The organism is Nocardia albiluteola (genome assembly GCF_018860155.1).
Classification (GTDB): Bacteria; Actinomycetota; Actinomycetes; order Mycobacteriales; family Mycobacteriaceae; genus Nocardia; species Nocardia albiluteola.
Genome location: NZ_JAHKNI010000001.1, coordinates 858,339 through 879,141, shown reverse-complemented (window position 1 = coordinate 879,141; position 20,803 = coordinate 858,339). Strand labels below are relative to the sequence as shown.

Genomic DNA, 20,803 nt, shown 5'->3' with positions numbered 1-20,803 from the left:
GCAATCGTAAACATCTTGTATCACTGCGCGAACGCACGCGCTATCCCCACCAAGTAAGGTTTCCCGCGCCCTGAAAATCTCCTCCGATCACCTAGGTTGGATGCGTGAGCGCACAGGATTTGCCCATCGAACTTCGCCGTGCGTTGGCGGCGGTAGCCCGTATGCCACGGCTACTAGTCGCCTCGGACTACGACGGGACACTCGCACCCATCGTTTCCGACCCGGCGAAGGCCTACCCCCAACGTGAATCGGTGAGCGCACTGCGCGCGCTCGCCGGTCTGACCGCCACCACGGCGGCCGTCATATCCGGCCGGGCTCTGCGAGATCTCGCGGCTCTGTCTCGCCTCCCGGTCGAGGTACAGCTAATCGGAAGCCACGGGTCGGAATTCGACGTCGGCTTCGTCCATGCCATCGACAACGACGCCAAACAGCTGCTGCAGGAAGTGCAGAGCGCGCTGACCAGGATCGCCCAGGACAATCCTGGCGCCTCGGTCGAGGTCAAACCGGCCAGTGTCGCCCTGCACGTCCGCAATGCCGCCCCCGAGGTGGGCCGGCGCGCGCTGCAGCAGGCCGGCCAGGGCCCGGCCAGCTGGGTCGGGGTGCAGGTGACCGAGGGCAAGGCCGTCATCGAGCTGGCGGTCATCCAGACCGACAAGGGCGCCGCCCTGGACGTCATCCGGCATCAGGAGGGCGCCTCGGCCGCGGTGTTCTTCGGCGACGACGTCACCGACGAGAAGGCGTTCGCGCGCCTGGCCGGACCGGACGTCGGGATCAAGGTCGGCGAGGGCGAGAGTCAGGCCGACTATCGGGTCGCCAGTACCGAGGAGGTGTCCATGGCCCTGGCGTTCCTGCTCGAGGAGCGCCGCACCTGGCTGGCCGGTTCCTCGGCCCCCCGAATCGAGCGGCTGACCATGCTGGCCAGCCCCCGTGCCAAGGCCCTGGTGACCCCCGACGGCACCATCACCTGGTTCTGCCATCCCGAACCCGATTCGGCGGCGGTGTTCGCGCACCTGCTCGGCGGCTCGGAGTCCGGGCACTTCACCGTCGTGCCCGAGCGTCCCGGGCTACCGCTGTCCCAGCGCTACATCGACGGCACCATGACCGTCGAAACCCGCTGGGCCAGCCTGCAGGTCGTGGACTACCTGCCGCACGACACCGCGCCCGAGCGCACCGACCTGACCCGCGTGATCACCGGCGACGCCAAGGCTGTGGTCACCTTCGCACCGCGCCCGGAATTCGGGCAGGTACCCGTCACGCTGGTGCAGGAATCGTCCGGGCTGCGGGTGCACGGCACCAACGACCCGATCGTGCTGCGGTCCCCGGGCGTGCAGTGGACGATCGCCGAGGAGGGCATCCACCAGTTCGCCACCGCCGTTATCGATCCGTCCCGCGGTCCGGTGGTGCTCGAAATGCGGTGCGGCACCTCGGATCTGGCCCCGGCCATGGTGAGCGAGCCGGACCGGCGTCGCGAGGCCGAGCTGTACTGGCGCGACTGGTCCGAGCAGCTCGAGCTGCCACCACTCAAGCCCGACCTGATGAAGCGTTCCGCGCTGACCCTGCGCGGGCTGGTACACGCGCCCTCGGGCTCCATCCTCGCAGCGGCGACCACCTCGCTGCCGGAGGAGATCGGCGGCGTGCGCAACTGGGATTACCGCTACTGCTGGCTGCGCGATGCCTCGCTGACCGCGCATGCACTGGTGGCGCTGGGCTCGCTGAACGAGGCCGAGAACTTCCTGGCCTGGGTGCACCGGGTACTGGAGACACTGGCCGGGCCGGAGCGCCTGCACCCGCTCTACACGCTCTACGGGGAGACCCTCGGCCCCGAGGCCGTGCTGGACCAGCTCCCGGGTTACGCGGGCTCGCGGCCAGTGCGCGTAGGCAACGCGGCCAATATGCAGGTGCAGCTCGACGTGTTCGGCCCGATCGTGGATCTCATTGCCGCACTGGCCGAGGCGCGCGAGCACAAGGGCATGACCGATCCCGCCAAGGTGCTGCCGGATCGGGACTGGGAGCTGGTGATCGCCATGGTGTCGGCGGTGCAGCGGCGCTGGAACGAGCCCGACCACGGCATCTGGGAGATCCGCGGCAATCCGCGCCATCATGTGTACTCCAAGGTGATGGGCTGGCTGACCGTCGACCGCGCGCTGCGGCTCGCGGGCAAGTTCGGCCGGCTGGCCGATCCGGCCTGGGCCGAGTTGCGCGAGACGATCGCCGACGAGGTCAAGGCCAAGGGCTGGAACGACGACGTGCAGTCCTTCACCGCCGCCTACGACGGCACCGATCTGGACGCCGCGACCCTGCACATCGGGTTGAGCGGGCTGATCGATCCGTCGGATCCGCGGTTCGCCGCCACCGTGGTGGCCACCGAGGCGGAGCTGCGCAGCGGCTCGACGGTGTACCGGTACCACCACGACGACGGGCTGCCCGGCGGCGAGGGCGGATTCCACCTGTGCGCGGCCTGGCTGGTGGAGGCGTACCTGCTGATCGGCAAGCGGTCCGACGCGGAGGCACTGTTCGCGCAGCTCATCGACGTGGCCGGGCCGACCGGGCTGCTGAGCGAGGAGTACGACCCGGTTGCCGAACGCTCGCTCGGCAATCATCCGCAGGCGTACAGCCACCTGGGTCTGCTGCGCTGCGCCCAGCTGCTGAGCCAGCCGGTGGCGGCGCTGGCGCAGTGATTCGCTAGGCCGCTTTACACCTACCCTGATCAGCCCCCTCGACCGTTTCGCCGGTCAAGGGGGCTGGTTCGGTTCCGGCCGGGGTGTCGGGTGTCACAGGACAAAGCAGACAGATCGATACCGGTGGTTCTGGACGCGTGAGCTACATTCAAATGGAAATCGTTTCCGTTTCCGTTATGCAGTAGCGCCAGGAGAACGTCGCGTGCCCCGAAGCCTCACCACCCGGATTGCCGTCATCGCTCTGGGGGTCGCGACCGCCGCGACACTGGCCGCCTGCGGAAACTCGACGAACGAGTCGAACGGGAAGTCTGCCTCCGGCAAGCCCGAGATCGTCGCCTCGACGAACGTCTGGGGCAGCGTCGCGGCCGCCATCGCGGGCCCGGACGCGGAGGTCACCTCAATCATCAACGGCCCCACCGACGATCCGCACTCGTACCAGACCACCCCGACGGACGCCGCGAAGATCCACGATGCGGCCCTGGTCGTCTACAACGGCGGGCACTACGACGAATTCGCCGAGAAGGCCGCCGCCGGGCGCGCCAAGCCCACCATCAACGCCTTCGACCTGCGTCCCGCCCCACTCGCGAGCGATGCCAACGAGCACATCTTCTACAACCTGGACACCGTCAGCGCGGTTGCCGCCAAGATTGCCGGCGATCTCGCCGGCGTCGACGCCGCGCACGCGCAGGCCTACAACGACCGCCTCATCCAGTTCCAGTCCCGGCTCAAGAACGTCAGCACGATCACCGACGAGATCGCCGTGACGCACCCGAAGGCCCCTGTGCTGCAGACCGAACCGATCGCGCACTATCTGCTGCTGGCCGCCGAGGCCGAGGATCGCACCCCGCACCCCTTCGAGGAGGCCATCGAGCAGGGCACCGATCCGGCCCCCGCCGATGTGGCCGCCGTGCGAGGCCTGTTGACCGGCAAGCAGGTTCACGCCCTGGTCTACAACATCCAGACCGAGGACAAGACCACCCAGAATGTGGCGGCCACCGCGAAGGCCGCCGGCGTTCCGGTCGTGAACGTCACCGAAACCCTGCCGCAGGGCACCGATTACGTCGGCTGGCAGACCCAGAACGCCAAGGCACTGGCCGCGGCCCTGAGCTGATCGCAGGAAACACCATGTCCACCAGCACCTCCCGCGTCACCGCCGAATCCGCCGGGCCGCACTCGGATCCCGATACCGACGCCCCGGCAACGGCCGGCCACCGCAATGCCACTCGGCTTGACGACGAAAAACCCCCTGCCGCAGTATCGCTCGACCACGCGGAGGGCGGCGAACCTGAGCTGACAGCATCGAGCCCCGGGCCGGTCGACCTCGAGGACAGCCCCGGCGCGGGCGCACCCGCCGGACTCGACGGCCCCGCAATCGACGATTCCGTGGGTGAGAAATCCCCTGCCGTAGGCACGGTCGCCCACACCACGCCTGCGGATCGGCAGGGCTCGGCGCCGGGCGGTACACCCGCGGTGCGACTTCGGGGAGCGCGGCTGTCCTATGGGGAGCGGACGCTGTGGGAGGGACTGGATCTGGAGGTCGCTCCCGGGGAGTTCATTGCGATCCTGGGACCCAACGGATCCGGGAAGACCTCGCTGCTGCGGATGCTGCTGGGACAGCTGGCGCCCAGCGCGGGCAGCGTGGAGGTCGCGGGTTCGCCCGCTCGGGTGGGTAATCCGCATATCGGCTATGTGCCGCAACAGAAGACGATCGATTCCGGGGTGCCGTTGCGCGGGGTGGATCTGGTCGGGCTCGGCGTGGACGGGCATCGCTGGGGGCTGGGCTGGCGCGGGCGCAAGGAGCGCAAGCGGAAGGTCGCCGACGCGATCGCGCAGGTGGGCGCGCAGCATTACGCGCACGCACCGTTGGAGTCCATGTCCGGCGGCGAGCAGCAGCGGCTGCGGGTGGCCCAGGCACTGGTCGGCGATCCGCGGGTGCTGCTGTGCGACGAGCCGCTGCTGAGCCTGGACATGGCCAATCAGCGGCTGGTGGCCGAGCTGATCGACGCGCGCCGGCGCAGCCACGACACCGCCGTCATGTTCGTCACCCATGAGATCAATCCCGTACTGCCGCTGGTGGATCGGGTGCTGTATTTGGTCGAGGGCGAATTCCGGATCGGCACACCCGACGAGGTGATGACCTCCGAGGTGCTCTCGGAGCTGTATCGCACCGAGGTCGACGTGCTGCGCGTGCGCGGGCGTCTGGTCGTCGTCGGCACCGGCGAAGCGGCGGGAGAACAGGCATGAAGGACAAGTCATCCGGCCAAGCCACCCAGCGGCTCTACCGGCACACCACCGCCGACTCGATTCCGAGACGTCCGATTCGACTGGCCGCCTTCGGTATCGGACCTGCCGACCGCGGGAAGGACACCATCTCGTGAAGGACAACACTCTCTCGGACATCTTCACCAAGCTGCCGGACTTCCACACGACCGCCGACCTGCTGTCCTACGACTTCGTCCAGCAGGCCGTGCTGGCCGCTGCGCTGCTGGGCCTGTTGGCCGGGGCGATCGGGCCGCTGATCGTGAGCCGCCAGATGTCGTTCGCCGTGCACGGCACCAGCGAGCTGTCGCTGACCGGCGCGGCCGCGGCGCTGCTGGCCGGGATCGGGGTGGGCGCCGGGGCGATCATCGGCTCGGTCGTCGCGGCCGTGCTGTTCGGCCTGCTGGGATCGCGTGCGCGGGAACGCGATTCGGTGATCGCGGTGGTGCTCTCGTTCGGCCTCGGCCTGTCCGTGCTGTTCCTCTGGCTGGGCCCCACCCGCGCCGGATCCAAGTTCTCGCTGCTCACCGGCCAAGTGGTCAGCGTCGGCAACACCGGCCTGTCGCTGCTGTCCATCTGCACGGTCGGCGTGCTCCTCGTGCTCGCCTTCGTCTACCGCCCACTGCTCTTCGCCAGCACCGATCCGGAAGTCGCCGTGGCGCGCGGAGTTCCGGTGCGGGCCCTCTCGGTGGTCTTCGCCGTCCTGCTCGGCATCACCGCCGCCTTCGGCGTCCAGATAGTGGGCGCCCTCCTGGTCCTGTCCCTCCTGATCACTCCCGCCGCGGCCGCCGCCCAACTGACCGCAAGCCCCCTGCGCGCGGCCATCCTCTCGATCGTCTTCGCGGAGATCGCGGCGGTGGGCGGGATCATCCTGTCCCTGGCCCCGGGCGTCCCGGTATCGACATTCGTGACAACAATCTCGTTCGCCATCTACCTGATAGCCCGACTCGTCGGCTCGAAGACCCGAGGTGCCCGACGCGTCCCCGTCCCGGCTTGACCCTCGAAGGCGCCGCTGGCCCATCCGCCACCGGCCCGGCCCGGCCCGTCCCGTACGTGATGAGGTAGCCGAAGCCGCCGTCAGCGGCGGCTGCACCCCATGCCAGCGGCCCTCATCGAGACGTGGCAGGCCATCCAAACGTCAATACCCCACATCGCCGCCCGGGTCAGCCACCCTCCCCTGCGAGGGCAAACAAACCATCCGGGGTCTGCTCGATCAGGCCGTCGGTGAGCAGGGAGTCCAAAGCCCGAGCCCGCTGGCCGGGGTCCCGGGTCCAGGCCAGGTCCAGCGCGGTGCGCTCGACGGGGCCGGAGGCCGCGCGCAAGACGTCCAGGAGGCGGCCGCGGGCCTGGCGGTCCGTGCCGTCGTACTTCTGGGTGCGGCGCACCACGTCCGAGGCGGGGCGACCGGCGACGACCCAGGCGCATTGCGGCAGCGGGCAGCCGTCGCAGTCGGGCGTGCGAGCGGTGCAGACGATCGCACCCAGTTCCATCAAGGCCGCGGAAAATGTTGCGGCGCGGTCGATTCGAGCGGGCAGCAGCGCCTCGGTCTCGGCCAGGTCGCGCGCCGCCGGGTTACCCGCCTCCGCCCGGCCGTGCACCGCGCGCGCGACGACGCGGCGAACATTGGTGTCCACCACCGGAACTCGCTGTCCGTAGGCGAAACAGGCCACCGCCCTTGCGGTATACGCACCGATACCCGGCAGCCCCAGCAGCACCTCGACATCCCCCGGCACCTCGTCGCCATGCTCGGCCGCCAGCACCTGCGCGCACTCGTGCAGCCGTAGCGCCCGCCGCGGATATCCGAGCTTGCCCCAAGCCCGCAGCACCTCGCCGGGCGCGGCCGCCGCCATCGCCGACGGCACCGGCCACCGCTCAACCCACTCCCGCCACACCGGCTCCACCCGCACCACCGGCGTCTGCTGCAACATGATCTCGCTCATCAGAATCTGCCACGCCGACACCCCCGGCCGCCGCCACGGCAAATCCCGGGCCGTCTCCCCAAACCAGTCGATCAGCACATCGGAGTCGATACTCACGCACCCACCACCCGCTCGAACAACCGCACCGTCGCGCCGACACATCCGAACGAAACCCGCTGCCACACCATCACACCGACCATGATTCACCTCGCCCATCGTCCATCGAATCCGGAGGTACCCCCGGGCCGCGGCGGCATACGACGGGTCAGCCGCAGCATGAGACCATGAGTAGCATTCGAGGGTCATCCAGGAAAGTGCGGTCACTTACCAGCCACATGCGAACAGCGCGGCCCAACACCACCCCGAGCCCGCGCCTGCGCGTAGCATTCCGCCAGCGCACAGCGCCGATCGCCGCACCGCGGCGGCCGGGGGCGGCTGCGCGGATATTTGCCCGGCCGTTACTTGCGAGACTGGCCGGTAACCATCGTCGTATGGAAAATGGGACACATGCCTCATACCAACCCGATCACAGCCTGGAAGTCCCTCCGCGAGGGCAACGACAGGTTCGTCAGCGGCTCGCTGGAGCATCCGAGCCAGGGGGCGGCCGACCGGGCGAAGCTCGTCAGCGGTCAGCAGCCCACGGCGATCCTCTTCGGGTGCGGTGACTCCCGGGTTGCCGCGGAGATCATCTTCGACCAGGGGCTGGGCGACATGTTCGTGGTCCGCACCGCGGGCCATGTCATCGACTCCTCGGTGCTCGGCTCGATCGAATACGGCGTGGACATCCTGAACGTCCCGCTGATCGTCGTGCTGGGGCACGACAGCTGCGGCGCGGTCGCCGCGACCATCGATGCGCTGGACGGCGGCAACGTTCCCGGCGGTTTCATCCGCGACCTGGTCGAGAAGGTCACCCCGTCCGTGCTGCTCGGCCGCCGTGAGGGCCTGACCAGCGTCGACGAACTCGAGGCACGGCACGTGGTGGAGACCGGACGGCTGCTCATGCAGCGGTCGATGACGATCTCCAACCGCGTGGCCACCGGCGAATGCGCGATCGCCTGCGTCACCTACAAGCTCGAGGACGGCCGCGCGCAGTTGCGCCGCTCGATCGGCAATATCGGCGAAACCGTCTGAATCGGCGAGCCCCGCGCCGCCACGCGCATGCCGCACCCAGGTGTGGCGAGTCCGCGCAATGTACCGCACACCATAGTTCACACATACCGACACGCCGCGGCCGTGAGCCGGGCGTACCCGATCGTGCCCTTACCGTTGTGGTGTGCTGGAACCGAATGGACCACTGCCACCGGAGATCTATTGGCGTCGCCGCGCACTCGCCATCGGGGCGATCGTCGTCGCGCTCGCCCTGGTGATCTGGCTGGCGATCATGCTGCTACACAGTGGCGGCGGTAAGGCCGCGTCCAAGGCCGCCGCCACCTTGTCGTCCGCATCCACAACCCCGAGCGCGTCCGCCACCAGCTCGGCGGCCGCCACGCCCTCCGGGACCGCGGCCGCGGGGACATCGACGCCGTCCGGTTCGGTCAACGCCACCGCGGCCGGGACGCCCGCGCCCTGCCCCGATCAGTCGCTGGCGGTGAAGGTCACGGTCGGCCAGCCCACGTACAAGGCCGGTCAGCAGCCGGTATTCGGCATCGTCATCACCAACATCTCGACCGCGGCCTGCTCCCGCGACATGGGTTCGGGCCTGCAACAGGTCTCGGTGCAGTCGCTGGACGGGCAACGACGCCTGTGGACGAGCACCGACTGTGATTCCGGCGGCGCGCCCGACGTGCGCACCCTCAACGGCGGCCAGCAGGCGGCATTCACCCTGACCTGGTCGGGCACCACCTCCCAGGCGGCCTGCGCGGGCGAGCGGGTGCCGGTGCCGGCGGGGGCCTACGCTGTCAGCGCACAGTTCGGATCGATCCACAGCGCGCCCGAGCCGTTCAATATCGGGTAGCTACGCCCCCGCCCGATTCGGCCATGCGGGACAACCCCTCCCGGATCTGGCGCGCGAGCTGCGGGTCGATACCGTCGAGGGCCGCGAGCTCCTCGGCGGTGGCCGACAGCAGGCTGGACAGCGAACCATACACCTCGACAACCGATTCCACGCGAGACAGCGACAGCCGCGGAATCTCGGCGAGCAGCCGGTACCCGCGCGGGCCGACCGCGGTGTCCAGCGCCTCGAGCGTGGCCGGAAAGCCCAGCGCGGGAGCAAGATTCACCAGGTCGAGCAGGTCCACCTCGACCAGCGCGTCCAGCTCCGCGAGGGCGGCGTCGAGTTCGGCCTCACCCACCGGATGCGCCCGCAGATAGTCGCGCAGGATGAGCCGCCGCAGCGTATCGGTCTCGCCGATCACCTCGGCCAGCTGCAGCGCCAGCTGACGGCCGTCGACACCGAGTTCGCCGACATCGGAATCGATCTCGCGACCGATGCGGCGCACCAGCTCGAGACAGTGCGCGACGGACAGCACATCGCGCAGCGTCGTGAAGTCCTCCAGTTCGACGACCGACAGCTGCCGCGTGGCCTCGTCCAGCCGCGAGCGGTAGCGCTCCAGCGTCCCCATCGCCTGGTTGGCGCGGGACAAAATCGCCGAGGAGGGCTGGACGAGATGCCGGAAGCCGTTGAGGTACACCGTGACGATCCCGGTCGAGCGGCTCACCGACACGACGGGATGACCGGTCTGGGCCGCGGTGCGCTCGGCGGCCTTGTGCCGGGTACCCGACTCCACCGTGGGCAGCGCCGGATCCGGGACCAGATGCACATTGGCCCGCCGGATGTACTTGCCGTCGGTCGAAAGCACCACGGCCCCATCCATTTTCGACAACTCCCGCAGCCGCGTCGGGGAGAATTCGACATCGAGCTCGAAGCCTCCGTCGCAGATTCGCTCGATCGCCTCGTCGTGTCCCAGCACGATCAGCGCACCGGTCCCCGCCAGCAGGATGCGATCGACGCCGTCACGCAGCTCGGTGCCCGGCACCAGCCGCGACACCACCTCGCGCAGCCTGACGCCGGCGGCCTGCGCTGCGGCCGAACTCCCCCGTGTCCCGGCGCCCGGACCGGGCTTGCCGAGCAGACTGCTGACCCAACGGCCAGGATTCATTCGGCGGCCTCCGCACGCTTGCCTCGTTGTCTCTTCAGACCGCTCAATGCAACTGCCGCATCGACATCGGTCACTTCACGCACCTTCATGGCGAGCCCGGAGCAGTCCACCCCCGGCGGTACCAGCGCCTGTGTGAAACCTAGTCGTTCGGCCTCCGCGAGGCGACGCCCGATTCCTGTGACGCGCCGCACCTCACCGGCCAGGCCGACCTCGCCCAGGATCACCATTCCGCTGGGGAGCGCCGTTTCCCGCACCGCACTCGTAATAGCAAGGGCGATGGCCAGATCCGCGCCCGGCTCGGTCAGCCGCATGCCGCCGACGGTGGCCGCGTAGACGTCGTGCTTGCCCAGCGACACCCCGCACCGGCTCTGCAACACCGCCAAAATCATCGAGACCCGGTTGTAGTCCAGGCCGCTGACCGCGCGGCGGGGCGCGGGCACCGCGGTGCCGACGGCGAGCCCCTGCACCTCGCCGAGCAGCGGGCGCTTACCGTCCATCGCCACGGTGATCGCCGTGCCCGGCACCGATTCCGAGCGGTGGTGCAGGAACAGCCCGGACGGGTCGGGCACGCCGGCGATGCCGTCCTCGTGTAGTTCGAAGCAGCCCACCTCGTCGGCGCTGCCGAAGCGATTCTTCAGCCCGCGCACCATGCGCAGCGTGGAATGCCTGTCGCCCTCGAACTGCAGCACCACGTCCACCAGATGCTCGAGGGTGCGCGGTCCGGCCACACTGCCGTCCTTGGTGACGTGCCCGACCAGCAGCACCGCGATTCCGCTCGCCTTGGCCAGCGAGGTCAGCGCGGCGGTGACCGCGCGCACCTGGGTCACGCCGCCGATCACCCCGTCCGCGTCCGCGACCAGCATGGTCTGCACCGAGTCGACCACGACCAGCGAGGGCCGCACCTGCTCGACATGCCCGAGGATGGTGGCCAGATCCGATTCGGCGGCGAGATAGACCCGCTCGTGCACCGCGCCGGTCCGGTCGGCGCGCAACCGCACCTGCCCGGCGGACTCCTCGGCGGTCACGTACAGCGCCCGTTCGTCGCGCTGCCGCGCCCAGCGGTGGGCCACCTCGAGCAGCAGCGTCGACTTACCGACCCCGGGCTCCCCGGACAGCAGCACCACCGAGCCGGGCACGACGCCGCCGCCCAGGACCCGATCCAGCTCGCTCACCCCCGTCGGGCGCGCGCGGGTGGTCTGGGAGTCGATGGTGGAGATCGGCGCCGCCGCCGTCGAGGGCAGCAGCGCGCGCCGCCCGGCCGACACGCCCGAGGGTGCGGCCGCCATCTCGCCGATCGAACCCCACTCGCCGCAGCCCGGGCAGCGGCCCACCCACTTGGCGACCTCGTGCGAGCACGCGGAGCAGCGATACAGCGATTTCACCTTGACCACGTGGGCAGCCTAAGGATCGCCTCCGACAGAATTCGCATGCTTCGCCGGAGCCTGCCGTTCAGGGGTGTTGACAGCCGCTGTTCAGCCCTGTTTGCGAGGCGTGGTGCCCGCGTCGACCGGGATGTTGACCAGCACCGTGCCGGCTTCCTTGAAGTTGAAGGTCACCGGGTAGGTCAGGCCGGGGGTGATGTCCTTGCTCAGGCCGTCGATCTCGACCACGATCGGCGTGGACGCCCCGGCGGACGGCTTCTGCGCCGAGGTGGTGGCCGCGGCCTGCGGGGTGGCGCTGCCGGTCGGCGCAGCGGTGCTGGTGGCGGCGGCAGTGCTGGTGGCGGCGGCGGAACCGCTCGTCGGGGTGGCGCTGCTGGTCGGCGCGGCGCTGGTCGAGGCGCTCTGCGGCATGGCCTTCGGCGCACCGGCGACCAGGACCCGGCCCGGGGCCAGCGCGGCATCGGCCGGGGTGATGTTCACGGTGCCCAGATCGGTGGTGATGCTGCTGAGCTCGTCGGTCTTGTCCGGTGCGGAGTTGACCGCGCTGAAGGCCAGCAGCGCCTTGCCGCCCTTGGTGTTGGTGTAATCCGCGGACTGCGGCAGCAGGATCCGCACATCGCGCAGGGCGACGGCGCCGACATTGGCGGTGTTGCCGTTCACCGCCGAAACCTGCTCGGCGGTCTGCGAGATCTGACCGGCGCCGCACCCCGACAGCACGAGCGCCGAGCCCGCGGCGAGCGCGGCAACTGCAACAGCACTGCGCCGCACGGCGCGACGGGGCGCCTTGGACGCGGTGTTGGCTTTCAGGGCAGTCACGGGTTGTCCCTCCATGTCGACCGGGCTCACTCCACGATGCAGAGTAGTAGTACGGAGCGTAATAGTTGGCCGGGCGCGCGGATCCGCAGGCCCCCTCCGGGTACCCGTGTCGCACCCGGCCCGCGATCGCCCGGCCGTAACTCCTTCTGGCACAACAGGATGCACACGAGTTTCGTTCTGTCAACCCCCACCGTGCGGCTGTTGTGGCCCTGACCTGCGTCGTTGATCGCGCCGTTACCGAGTCGCATGTTAAACTGTGAGCATCGAAAGGGGCACGGGACACATGATTTTTAAGGTCGGAGACACCGTCGTTTACCCCCACCACGGAGCGGCGCTGATCGAAGCTATCGAGACACGCACCATCAAGGGCGTGCAGAAGGAGTATCTGGTCCTGAAGGTTGCCCAGGGCGACCTGACCGTACGGGTTCCCGCCGAGAATGCCGAGTATGTCGGCGTCCGCGACGTTGTCGGTCAGGAGGGCCTCGATCGGGTCTTCCAGGTGCTGCGCGCGCCGCACACCGAGGAGCCGACGAACTGGTCCCGCCGTTACAAGGCCAACCTGGAGAAGCTCGCCTCGGGCGATGTGAACAAGGTGGCCGAGGTCGTGCGTGATCTCTGGCGGCGCGAACAGGACCGCGGCCTGTCCGCCGGCGAGAAGCGCATGCTCGCCAAGGCCCGCCAGATTCTCGTCGGTGAGCTCGCCCTCGCCGAGGGCACCGACGATGTGAAGGCCGAGACCCTGCTCGACGAGGTTCTCGCAGCAGCCTCCTGACCGTGAAGAATCGGCACGACGTCAGTCGTGTTGTGGCGCTGGTGCCTGCCGCCGGCCAAGGCGTACGCCTGGGTGAGTCCATGCCCAAGGCCTTCGTCCCGGTCGGCGGCAGCCCCATGCTCACACTCGCAATAGACGGACTGATCGCGTCCGGGGTCGTGGACCATATCGTGATCATGACGCCCGCCGAACTCGTCGGCGAGGCGCAAGGCCTGCTCGCGGGCCACCTCGGATCGGCATGCCCCGTGCCGGTCGGCGTGGTCCCCGGCGGCACCGAGCGCACCGATTCGGTGCGCGCCGGAATTGCCGCCGCACCGCAGGCCTCCCATTTCCTCGTGCACGACGCGGCGCGCGCCCTGACGCCGCCGACCCTGATCGCCCGGGTAGTGGCCGAGCTGCGCGCCGGTCACTCCGCCGTGGTGCCCGGCCTCCCGGTGACCGACACGATCAAGTCGGTCGACGCGCAGGGCGATGTCACCGGCACCCCCGACCGCGCCGGATTGCGCGCGATCCAGACCCCCCAGGGCTTCGAGGCGGATCTGCTGCGCCGGGCGTACGCCGCCGGGCTGCAGGCGACCGACGACGCCGCCCTGGTCGAGGCGTTCGGCGCCCGGGTGCGAGTGATTCCCGGCGAACCGATGGCCTTCAAGATCACCACCCCGCTGGACCTGCACCTGGCCCGCACCCTGCTGGCCGAACGGGATGAACCGGGACAGGCACTGAGCACCGGAGCGATGCGGTGACCGATCCCGCCACCATGCGGGTGGGCATCGGCAGCGACGTGCACCCCATCGAACCCGGGCGGCCCTGCTGGATGGCCGGGCTGCTGTTCGAGGGCGAGAGCGGATGCGCCGGTCACTCCGATGGCGACGTCGCCGCGCACGCGCTGTGCGACGCGCTGTTGTCCGCGGCCGGACTGGGCGACGTCGGCGCGGTCTTCGGCACCGGACGCCCCGAATGGGCGGGCGTATCCGGCGCGGCCATGCTGACCGAGGTCCGGCGTCTGCTCGACGACGCCGGCTTCGCGGTGGCCAACGCCGCGGTCCAGGTCATCGGGAATCGGCCGAAGATCGGGCCGCGGCGTAGCGAGGCGCAGCGGGTACTGGGAGAATTACTCGGTGCGCCGGTTTCGGTATCCGGCACGACCACCGACGGTCTGGGTCTCACCGGCCGCGGCGAAGGTATTGCGGCGGTCGCCACCGCGCTGCTGTGTTGTCGGTAGCCGATCCAACGCCCCGACCGATTTCTGAGCTGCCGGATACCGTTCGCTTCCCGGCACCCGCCCGTACCTTCCGCAATCGCACTGACAGTAGGATGGCTGGTCGTGACTCTGCGCCTGTTCGACACCGCGACGCGGACCCTGCGTGATTTCACGCCGCTGGTCCCCGGCCGAGCGTCGATATACCTGTGTGGCGCCACCGTGCAGGGTGAGCCCCACATCGGACACGTCCGCAGCGGAGTCGCGTTCGACGTCCTGCGCCGATGGCTGCTCGCGGGCGGATACGACGTGGCCTTCGTCCGGAACGTCACCGATATCGACGACAAGATCCTGAACAAGGCCGCCGCCGCGGGCCGCCCGTGGTGGGAATGGGCCACCACGCACGAGCGCGCCTTCGATCGCGCCTACGCCGCGCTCGGCGTGCTGCCGCCCTCGGTGGAGCCGCGCGCGACCGGGCACATCACCCAGATGGTCGAGATGATGCAGCGGCTCATCGATCGGGGCCACGCGTACGCCTCGTGCGGGAACGTCTACTTCGACGTGCGCAGCTACCCCGAATACGGCGCCCTGTCGGGACACAAGCTCGACGACGTGCACCAGGGCGAGAGCGCCGGGGAGGGCAAGCACGACCCGCGCGATTTCACGCTGTGGAAGGCCGCAAAGCCCGGCGAGCCGACCTGGCCCTCGCCGTGGGGTCCCGGCCGCCCCGGCTGGCACCTGGAGTGCTCGGCCATGGCCGGGTACTATCTCGGCCCCGAATTCGACATCCATTGCGGCGGTATGGATCTGGTGTTCCCGCACCACGAGAACGAGATCGCCCAATCCCGTGCCGCCGGTGACGGTTTCGCGCGCTACTGGCTGCACAACGGCTGGGTGACCCTGGGCGGGGAGAAGATGTCCAAGTCGCTCGGCAACACGCTGGCCGTGCCGAATGTGCTCGAACACGTTCGCGCCGTGGAACTTCGGTTCTATCTGGGCAGCGCACACTACAGCTCGATGCTGGAGTACTCCGATCAGGCCCTGCGCGACGCCGCGGCGACCTATCAGCGGCTCGAGGCGTTCGTCCGGCGGGCGACCGAGCGACTCGGCGAGATCCCGGTCGGCAAATGGACCGACGCCTTCGCCGAGGCACTGGACGACAATCTCGGAATTCCCAAGGCGCTGGCCGAAATTCACAGCGTCGTGCACGAGGGCAACAAGGCGCTGGAGTCCGGCTCGGGCGATACCGCGCGCGAGCTGGCCGGTCAGGTGCGTGCGATGCTCGGCATCCTCGGCGTGGATCCCCTCGATCCGCACTGGGCCGGCGCCCAGGACTCCTCCGCGGCCGACGGCGCGCTCGAGGTGCTGGTCGGGGCCGAGCTCGACCGCCGCCAACAGGCCCGCGCGGCGAAGAACTGGGCCGAGGCCGACGCGGTGCGCGACCGGCTGCAGGCCGCCGGCGTAGAGGTCACCGACACACCCGACGGCCCCGAATGGTCGCTGGTGTCACCACAGACACGGAGGGCCGACTAATGGCAGGAAACTCGCAGCGCCGCGGCGCGATTCGCAAGGGCAGCAGCAAGAAGGGCCAGACGGTCGGCTCCGGCGGTCAGCGCCGCCGCGGGCTCGAGGGCCGCGGCGCGACCCCCAAGGCGGAGGACCGCAGTTACCATCCCGCGCACAAGCGGGCGGTCGCGGCGGCCAAGGCCGCGGCGAAGGGCGGGGGCCGCGCGCCCGCGGGCCGGACCGCCGGACGCCGCAACGAGGACTCCCCCGAGCTGGTGCTCGGCCGCAATCCCGTGGTGGAGTGCCTGCGCGCCGGGGTCCCGGCGACCGCGCTGTACGTCGCGGTGGGCGCCGAGAACGACGAGCGCCTGACCGAGTCGGTGAAGATCGCCGCCGACACCGGCATCTCCATCCTCGAGGTGCCGCGTACGGATCTGGATCGGCTGAGCTCCAACGGATTACATCAGGGCATGGCGCTGCAGGTGCCGCCCTACCGCTATGCGCATCCCGACGATCTGCTCGTGGCCGCCCGCGGCTCGGCCGAACCCGCGCTGCTGGTGGCGCTGGACAACATCACCGATCCGCGCAACCTCGGCGCGGTGATCCGCTCGGTCGCCGCGTTCGGCGGCCACGGCGTGGTCATCCCGCAGCGCCGCAGCGCCAGCGTCACCGCGGTGGCCTGGCGCACCAGCGCCGGCGCGGCGGCCCGGCTGCCCGTGGCGCGCGCCACCAATCTGACTCGCACGCTGAAGGATTGGGCGAGTACCGGGGTGCAGGTCATCGGCCTGGACGCGGGCGGCGACACCACCCTCGACGAATTCGACGGCACCACACCGACAGTCGTGGTGGTCGGTTCGGAGGGCAAGGGACTGTCCCGGCTCGTACGCGAGAACTGCGATCAGATCCTGAGCATTCCGATGGCCGGCCCGGTCGAATCGCTGAACGCCTCGGTGGCCGCGGGCGTCGTGCTCGCCGACATCGCCCGCCAGCGCCGGGCGTAAAGGCCTGCGCGTCAACACGCTTTCCTCCGGCAACCCCCGTAGACTCATGGGGTGGCCATGTGGAACCAGGGTCCCTACTACGGGGATCTGCCCGACCAACCGATCGGGCAGCCGATCGAGCACCCGCACGCGACGACCGTGCTGCTGCTCGGTGCCCTGAGCGTGTTCTGTTGCGGCGCACTGGGTCCCGTCGCGTGGGCGATGGGTAAGCGGGCCCTGGATCAGATCGAGCGTTCCGGCGGCGCCTTCGGTGGACGCACGCAGGTACTGGTCGGATACATCCTCGGTGTCGTCGGGACCGTACTCATGTGCGTCGTCGCGGTGATCTACCTGATGATCCTCGTCGGCGGACGCGCATAGCGTCAGTCCAGGCTGGGCCGCTCCGGTTCGGCCCCTACCTCCCAGGCGGGCCATTCCTCGTTGACGCTGCCGGTCCACCGGGGCTGGCGACGGTCCTTGAACGCCGCCATGCCCTCGCCGCCGTCGATGCTCTTGGCGACAAAGGAGTTCAACTCGGTTTCCAGCTGGCCGACCGCCTCGGGGGCCATCCCCAGTCCCTCCCATAGGAGTCGCTTGGACAGCCCGGCGGGTAGCGGCGCCGAACCGCCCGCGATGTCGTGAGCGACGGCCATGGCCGTCGGTAGCACCTCACCGGCGTGCAGGCTGTCGTTGGCCAGGCCCATGGCCTTGGCCTCCTCGCCGTCGAAGGTGCGGCCGGTGAGCATGATGTCGGCCGCATTGGCCATCCCGACCAGCCGCGGCAGCGTCCAGTGCGCGTAACCGTCGGCCATCACGGCCCGGCGCACCTGGTTGAGTCCGTAGACCGCGTCGCGGGCCATATAGCGCAGGTCGCACTGCAGGGCCAGCGCCAGCCCGATGCCCACGGCGTGGCCGTTGACCGCCGCGATGACGGGCTTGCGCACCCGCCACGGCGGGGGATCGATGGTGCCGCTGACCTCTCCGACCCGATGGGACAGGTCGGCGCCGGCGCAGAATGCGGGCGGCGTGCCGGTGATGACCACCGCCCGGACGGCGTCCTCGACATCGCACCGGCGCAGCGCGGCACTCAGTTCCGCGGCCATCGCCGGGGTGAACGCGTTCTGCTGGGCGGGACGGTTGAGCGTGAGCACCGCAACACCGGCGGAGACATCGACGTGCAATTCCGAACTCATGCTGTTGTCTCCGGGCCGAGCCTACTCATGCGAGAACATCCTAGGCGATGGACAGTGGCCAGGTTTGCCGAGCCACGGCGTGGGTACCGGCGGCCGGGCCGTATGGTCGGGGCGATGGTGATCGACGAGGGTGGCGCCGGTGCGCCGATTCTGCTGTTGCACGGCCTGATGGGCAGCGCCCGGACCTGGCGCGGGCAGCTGGATTGGCTGCGTGAGTTCGGGCAGCTCTACACCTTCGACGCCGCCGGGCACGGCCGCCCCGCCCCGCCCGAGCTGACCACCGAGGCGTTCGTGGCGGATCTGGCCGCGGCCACCGCCGCGATCACCGGGCCGATGGTGGTGATCGGCCACTCCATGGGCGGGCTGCACGGCTGGATGTTCGCCGCACGCCATCCGGAGCGGGTGCGCGCGCTGGTAGTGGAGGACATGGCGCCGGACTTCCGCGGGCGGACAGCACGGGACTGGGCGGAGATGATCGCCGGGTGGCCGCAGCCCTTCCCGGACGACGACGCGGTGCTGGAGTTCTTCGGTCCCGTGGCCGGGCGCTACTTCCTCGACTCGTTCACCCGCGGCCCGGACGGTTACCGGCTGCACGGCGAGGTGTCGACCTTCCGCGATATCTCCGAGGAGTGGGGCACCCGCGATTTCTGGACCGAATGGAAGTCGCTGCGGGTGCCCGCGCTGCTGCTGGAGGGCGAGCACACGATCACGCCGCCCGGCCAGATGCGGCGGATGGCCGAGATGAATCCGAACGCCCGGCACGTGCTGGTCCCCGACGCCGGGCACCTCGTCCACGACGATCAGCCGCTGGCCTACCGCACCGAGGTGTCGGCGTTCCTGCGGTCGGTCCTCGGCTGATACCGCGACGGGCCGGATTCCGGGGCATTTGAGGTCGGGTGCCTTCAGTCTGACCCGGGGTGCATCGTATGCTCGGCTGTGCCCGCCGAGCAGGGACCGAGCCGACCCGCTCACGACTATGCCTCGCTAGCGCTCGGCTCCGTCGTGCGCGGGGGCGCGCTGTGTCCATGGTTTGCTCGCGAGCTCGCAAACGCCGTGTTTCACGAACGAAGGTGACCCCACCGATGATCGACTTCTCGATTCCCGACGACCTCGCCGCCGAACGCGATCGGGTGCGCCGGTTCGTCATCGACAAGATCGTTCCCTACGAGCGCGATCCGCGGCTGACCTCCCACGGTCCCAGCGACGAACTGCGGCAGGAACTGGTGGAGCTGGCGCGGGCGGAGCAGCTGCTGACCGTGCAGGCCCCGGTGGAGCTGGGCGGGCGCGGCCTGTCCCATCTCGAGCAGGCCGTGCTGTACGAGGCCGCGGGGTGGTCGACCCTCGGCCCGGTCGCGATGAACTGCGCCGCGCCCGACGAGGGCAACATGTTCCTGCTGTCCAAGGTGGCCGACGCCGCGCAGATCGATCGCTACCTGATGCCGGTGATCAACGGGCAGCAGCGCTCGGTCTTCGCGATGACCGAACCCGACGGGGCCGGATCCGACCCGGGCCAGCTGGCCACCACCGCGACCTTCGACGGCGAGAAATTCACCATCAACGGCCGAAAGTGGCTCATCACCGGCGCGGACGGCGCCAAGACCTGGATCATCATGGCCCGGCTCGAGGCCAACCCGCATCTCCCGGAGGGCCCGACGCTGTTCCTCACCGAGGGCGGGGATCCGGGCATCGTCATCGAGCGCACCATGAACACCATGGACCGCAACTACGTCGGCGGGCACGGCGTGGTGAGCTTCGAAAACCTCACACTGCCAAGGGAATCCGTCCTCGGCGAGACCGGTCAGGCGCTGCGGTACGCGCAACTGCGCCTGGCCCCGGCGCGCCTGACCCACTGCATGCGGTGGCTCGGCGCGGCCGAACGGGCGCAGCGCATCGCTGTCGAGCACGCCCGCACCCGCACCGCCTTCGGCAAGCCCATCGGGGAGCACGAGGGCGTCTCGTTCATGTTGGCGGACAACGAGATCGCGCTGCACCAGTGCCGGCTGACCATCTGGCATGCCTGCTGGCTGATGGACAACGGCCACAAGGCCCGGCACGAGAGCTCGATGGCCAAATCCTATGTCTCCGAAGAGCTTTTCAAGGTCGCCGATCGCTGCGTGCAGGTGCTGGGCGGCATCGGCATCAGCGACGAGACGGTCGTGGAGATGATCTTCCGGGACATGCGCGCGTTCCGCCTGTACGACGGGCCCACCGAGGTGCACAAGTGGGCGATCGGGCGGCACGTGCTGCGCGGCTGACGGCTGCGGTCCGGTCGCGGTCGCACGCGGACGACCTCACGCGCTGCCGGCGAACTCACCGACATCGTGCGCGCGATGGTCGGTGATGGCGACCGCGGACGGACCGTCGGTCAGGTGCGACCGTTCGGCCATCGTGCGACGCAGCTTGGCCGGGAGTCCGCGGGCGAACTTGGTGAGATAGGCGTACACCCAGTCCGGATCCCCGACCAGAAAGGGGTAGTCGGTGTTCATCATCTCCCGGACCACCAGCATCGGCAGCGGCGCGTCGAGCGGGCGGAAGTCGCTGTTCCACAGGCCAGGCTGGCCGCATCCGGGATAGAACTGCCCCAGCATGAGCCCGTTGCCGACGAACAGGTCCTTGTGCGCGGCGTGCACGCTGTCCACTCGCCCGACGTCGGCCAACTCCGGGAACACGGTGATCACCACCTGCGGTCCGCGGCGATCCGGGGTCGCCGCAACGAGTTCGGCGTGAATGTCGAAGGCGTCCAGGACGATCGAGCGCATGCGATCCTCGGTGAGCTCGGCCGCTCCCGGCACGAACGCCGCCACCATGCTGCGGTGGGTGATCGCGGGCCGGACGTAGGGGCAGATCGGGCCGCCGCGGCCGAGGTCCTCGTGCGGACGGGTGAGGTAGTCACCGATCCAGTCCGCGAGCACGCGCTCGTGACCGTCCGGACGGATCGGCTCGTCGAACAGGCTGTGCCAGAGGACATCCGAGCGAGTCCCGACGAAGGAACGGGCGGTCAC

General features: G+C 69.6%; 21 protein-coding genes. 15 read left to right on the top strand and 6 right to left on the bottom strand.

Features of this window, described 5'->3' with window-relative positions:
* The first annotated feature begins 104 nt into the window (after window positions 1-104).
* The 5 genes from otsB (at window position 105) to KO481_RS03880 (ending at window position 5,934) form a co-directional block, all read left to right on the top strand.
* Entirely contained in the window at window positions 105-2,678 is a 2,574-nt protein-coding gene (otsB, locus tag KO481_RS03900) for a trehalose-phosphatase (protein ID WP_215915487.1), read from the top strand.
* 202 nt (window positions 2,679-2,880) lie between these two features.
* Complete coding sequence (locus tag KO481_RS03895) at window positions 2,881-3,789, top strand: metal ABC transporter solute-binding protein, Zn/Mn family (protein WP_308166292.1); 909 nt, start codon at window positions 2,881-2,883, stop codon at window positions 3,787-3,789.
* A gap of 359 nt (window positions 3,790-4,148) precedes the next feature.
* On the top strand, window positions 4,149-4,922 hold the full coding sequence (locus KO481_RS03890; RefSeq protein ID WP_308166352.1) for a metal ABC transporter ATP-binding protein: 774 nt from the start codon (window positions 4,149-4,151) through the stop codon (window positions 4,920-4,922).
* Window positions 4,919-5,056 (top strand): hypothetical protein, encoded by a 138-nt coding sequence (locus KO481_RS03885; RefSeq protein WP_215915486.1) that lies wholly within the window; start codon window positions 4,919-4,921, stop codon window positions 5,054-5,056. The genes KO481_RS03890 and KO481_RS03885 overlap by 4 nt, the downstream gene beginning before the upstream one ends.
* Window positions 5,053-5,934, top strand: a complete 882-nt coding sequence (locus KO481_RS03880) for a metal ABC transporter permease (protein ID WP_308166291.1) — start codon at window positions 5,053-5,055, stop codon at window positions 5,932-5,934. The genes KO481_RS03885 and KO481_RS03880 overlap by 4 nt, the downstream gene beginning before the upstream one ends.
* A gap of 166 nt (window positions 5,935-6,100) precedes the next feature.
* On the opposite strand, the gene KO481_RS03875 is transcribed toward KO481_RS03880, so the two are convergent.
* Window positions 6,101-7,018 carry an HhH-GPD family protein gene (locus KO481_RS03875; protein WP_245400253.1) on the bottom strand — a complete coding sequence of 306 codons (918 nt, stop codon included), beginning with the start codon at window positions 7,016-7,018 and terminating at the stop codon, window positions 6,101-6,103.
* Window positions 7,019-7,363: 345 nt separating this feature from the next.
* On the opposite strand from KO481_RS03875, the gene KO481_RS03870 reads away from it, so the two are divergent.
* Window positions 7,364-7,987 carry a carbonic anhydrase gene (locus KO481_RS03870; protein ID WP_215915484.1) on the top strand — a complete coding sequence of 208 codons (624 nt, stop codon included), beginning with the start codon at window positions 7,364-7,366 and terminating at the stop codon, window positions 7,985-7,987.
* A gap of 142 nt (window positions 7,988-8,129) precedes the next feature.
* Window positions 8,130-8,810, top strand: coding sequence for a hypothetical protein (locus KO481_RS03865; RefSeq protein ID WP_215915483.1), 681 nt, complete (start codon window positions 8,130-8,132; stop codon window positions 8,808-8,810).
* Here KO481_RS03865 and disA read toward each other — a convergent pair.
* The 3 genes from disA to KO481_RS03850 all read right to left on the bottom strand — a co-directional run bounded on the left by disA (window position 8,797) and on the right by KO481_RS03850 (window position 12,152).
* Window positions 8,797-9,954: a DNA integrity scanning diadenylate cyclase DisA gene (gene disA, locus KO481_RS03860; RefSeq protein WP_215915482.1), complete on the bottom strand. Its 1,158-nt coding sequence runs from the start codon at window positions 9,952-9,954 to the stop codon at window positions 8,797-8,799. The genes KO481_RS03865 and disA overlap by 14 nt on opposite strands.
* Window positions 9,951-11,345: a DNA repair protein RadA gene (gene radA / locus KO481_RS03855; protein ID WP_215915481.1), complete on the bottom strand. Its 1,395-nt coding sequence runs from the start codon at window positions 11,343-11,345 to the stop codon at window positions 9,951-9,953. The genes disA and radA overlap by 4 nt, the downstream gene beginning before the upstream one ends.
* A gap of 81 nt (window positions 11,346-11,426) precedes the next feature.
* Window positions 11,427-12,152, bottom strand: coding sequence for a copper chaperone PCu(A)C domain-containing protein (locus KO481_RS03850; protein ID WP_308166289.1), 726 nt, complete (start codon window positions 12,150-12,152; stop codon window positions 11,427-11,429).
* A 283-nt stretch (window positions 12,153-12,435) separates the two neighbouring features.
* Here KO481_RS03850 and carD point away from each other — a divergent pair, with 283 nt between their 5' ends.
* The 6 genes from carD (at window position 12,436) to KO481_RS03820 (ending at window position 16,989) form a co-directional block, all read left to right on the top strand.
* Window positions 12,436-12,924 (top strand): RNA polymerase-binding transcription factor CarD, encoded by a 489-nt coding sequence (carD, locus tag KO481_RS03845; protein WP_019931623.1) that lies wholly within the window; start codon window positions 12,436-12,438, stop codon window positions 12,922-12,924.
* 2 nt (window positions 12,925-12,926) lie between these two features.
* The gene (gene ispD / locus KO481_RS03840; protein WP_215915479.1) at window positions 12,927-13,667 is read left to right on the top strand and encodes a 2-C-methyl-D-erythritol 4-phosphate cytidylyltransferase; all 741 of its coding nucleotides are present in this window, start codon (window positions 12,927-12,929) and stop codon (window positions 13,665-13,667) included.
* 14 nt (window positions 13,668-13,681) lie between these two features.
* A complete protein-coding gene (gene ispF, locus KO481_RS03835; RefSeq protein WP_215915934.1) occupies window positions 13,682-14,146 on the top strand; it encodes a 2-C-methyl-D-erythritol 2,4-cyclodiphosphate synthase in 465 nt (154 codons plus the stop codon).
* Between the two features lie 102 nt (window positions 14,147-14,248).
* Window positions 14,249-15,655 carry a cysteine--tRNA ligase gene (gene cysS / locus KO481_RS03830; protein ID WP_215915478.1) on the top strand — a complete coding sequence of 469 codons (1,407 nt, stop codon included), beginning with the start codon at window positions 14,249-14,251 and terminating at the stop codon, window positions 15,653-15,655.
* The gene (rlmB, locus tag KO481_RS03825; RefSeq protein ID WP_215915477.1) at window positions 15,655-16,629 is read left to right on the top strand and encodes a 23S rRNA (guanosine(2251)-2'-O)-methyltransferase RlmB; all 975 of its coding nucleotides are present in this window, start codon (window positions 15,655-15,657) and stop codon (window positions 16,627-16,629) included. Before cysS ends, rlmB begins: the two co-directional genes overlap by 1 nt.
* A gap of 57 nt (window positions 16,630-16,686) precedes the next feature.
* Window positions 16,687-16,989, top strand: a complete 303-nt coding sequence (locus KO481_RS03820) for a DUF4190 domain-containing protein (RefSeq protein ID WP_215915933.1) — start codon at window positions 16,687-16,689, stop codon at window positions 16,987-16,989.
* Window positions 16,990-16,991: 2 nt separating this feature from the next.
* Here KO481_RS03820 and KO481_RS03815 read toward each other — a convergent pair whose 3' ends face one another.
* The gene (locus KO481_RS03815; RefSeq protein ID WP_215915476.1) at window positions 16,992-17,801 is read right to left on the bottom strand and encodes an enoyl-CoA hydratase/isomerase family protein; all 810 of its coding nucleotides are present in this window, start codon (window positions 17,799-17,801) and stop codon (window positions 16,992-16,994) included.
* A 114-nt stretch (window positions 17,802-17,915) separates the two neighbouring features.
* On the opposite strand from KO481_RS03815, the gene KO481_RS03810 reads away from it, so the two are divergent.
* Both KO481_RS03810 and KO481_RS03805 read left to right on the top strand, forming a co-directional pair.
* Complete coding sequence (locus tag KO481_RS03810) at window positions 17,916-18,659, top strand: alpha/beta fold hydrolase (RefSeq protein ID WP_215915475.1); 744 nt, start codon at window positions 17,916-17,918, stop codon at window positions 18,657-18,659.
* 224 nt (window positions 18,660-18,883) lie between these two features.
* A complete protein-coding gene (locus KO481_RS03805; protein WP_215915474.1) occupies window positions 18,884-20,056 on the top strand; it encodes an acyl-CoA dehydrogenase family protein in 1,173 nt (390 codons plus the stop codon).
* Window positions 20,057-20,092: 36 nt separating this feature from the next.
* On the opposite strand, the gene KO481_RS03800 is transcribed toward KO481_RS03805, so the two are convergent.
* Window positions 20,093-20,803, bottom strand: a complete 711-nt coding sequence (locus KO481_RS03800) for a DUF6875 domain-containing protein (protein ID WP_215915473.1) — start codon at window positions 20,801-20,803, stop codon at window positions 20,093-20,095.

Coding starts and splice junctions, on each gene's coding strand:
- disA (WP_215915482.1), bottom strand. CDS start 9,954: ATGAATCCTGGCCGTTGGGTCAGCAGTCTGCTCGGCAAGCCCGGTCCG.
- KO481_RS03810 (WP_215915475.1), top strand. CDS start 17,916: ATGGTGATCGACGAGGGTGGCGCCGGTGCGCCGATTCTGCTGTTGCAC.
- KO481_RS03875 (WP_245400253.1), bottom strand. CDS start 7,018: ATGTGTCGGCGCGACGGTGCGGTTGTTCGAGCGGGTGGTGGGTGCGTG.
- KO481_RS03820 (WP_215915933.1), top strand. CDS start 16,687: ATGTGGAACCAGGGTCCCTACTACGGGGATCTGCCCGACCAACCGATC.
- KO481_RS03815 (WP_215915476.1), bottom strand. CDS start 17,801: ATGAGTTCGGAATTGCACGTCGATGTCTCCGCCGGTGTTGCGGTGCTC.
- KO481_RS03805 (WP_215915474.1), top strand. CDS start 18,884: ATGATCGACTTCTCGATTCCCGACGACCTCGCCGCCGAACGCGATCGG.
- rlmB (WP_215915477.1), top strand. CDS start 15,655: ATGGCAGGAAACTCGCAGCGCCGCGGCGCGATTCGCAAGGGCAGCAGC.
- KO481_RS03870 (WP_215915484.1), top strand. CDS start 7,364: ATGCCTCATACCAACCCGATCACAGCCTGGAAGTCCCTCCGCGAGGGC.
- ispF (WP_215915934.1), top strand. CDS start 13,682: ATGCGGGTGGGCATCGGCAGCGACGTGCACCCCATCGAACCCGGGCGG.
- carD (WP_019931623.1), top strand. CDS start 12,436: ATGATTTTTAAGGTCGGAGACACCGTCGTTTACCCCCACCACGGAGCG.
- KO481_RS03885 (WP_215915486.1), top strand. CDS start 4,919: ATGAAGGACAAGTCATCCGGCCAAGCCACCCAGCGGCTCTACCGGCAC.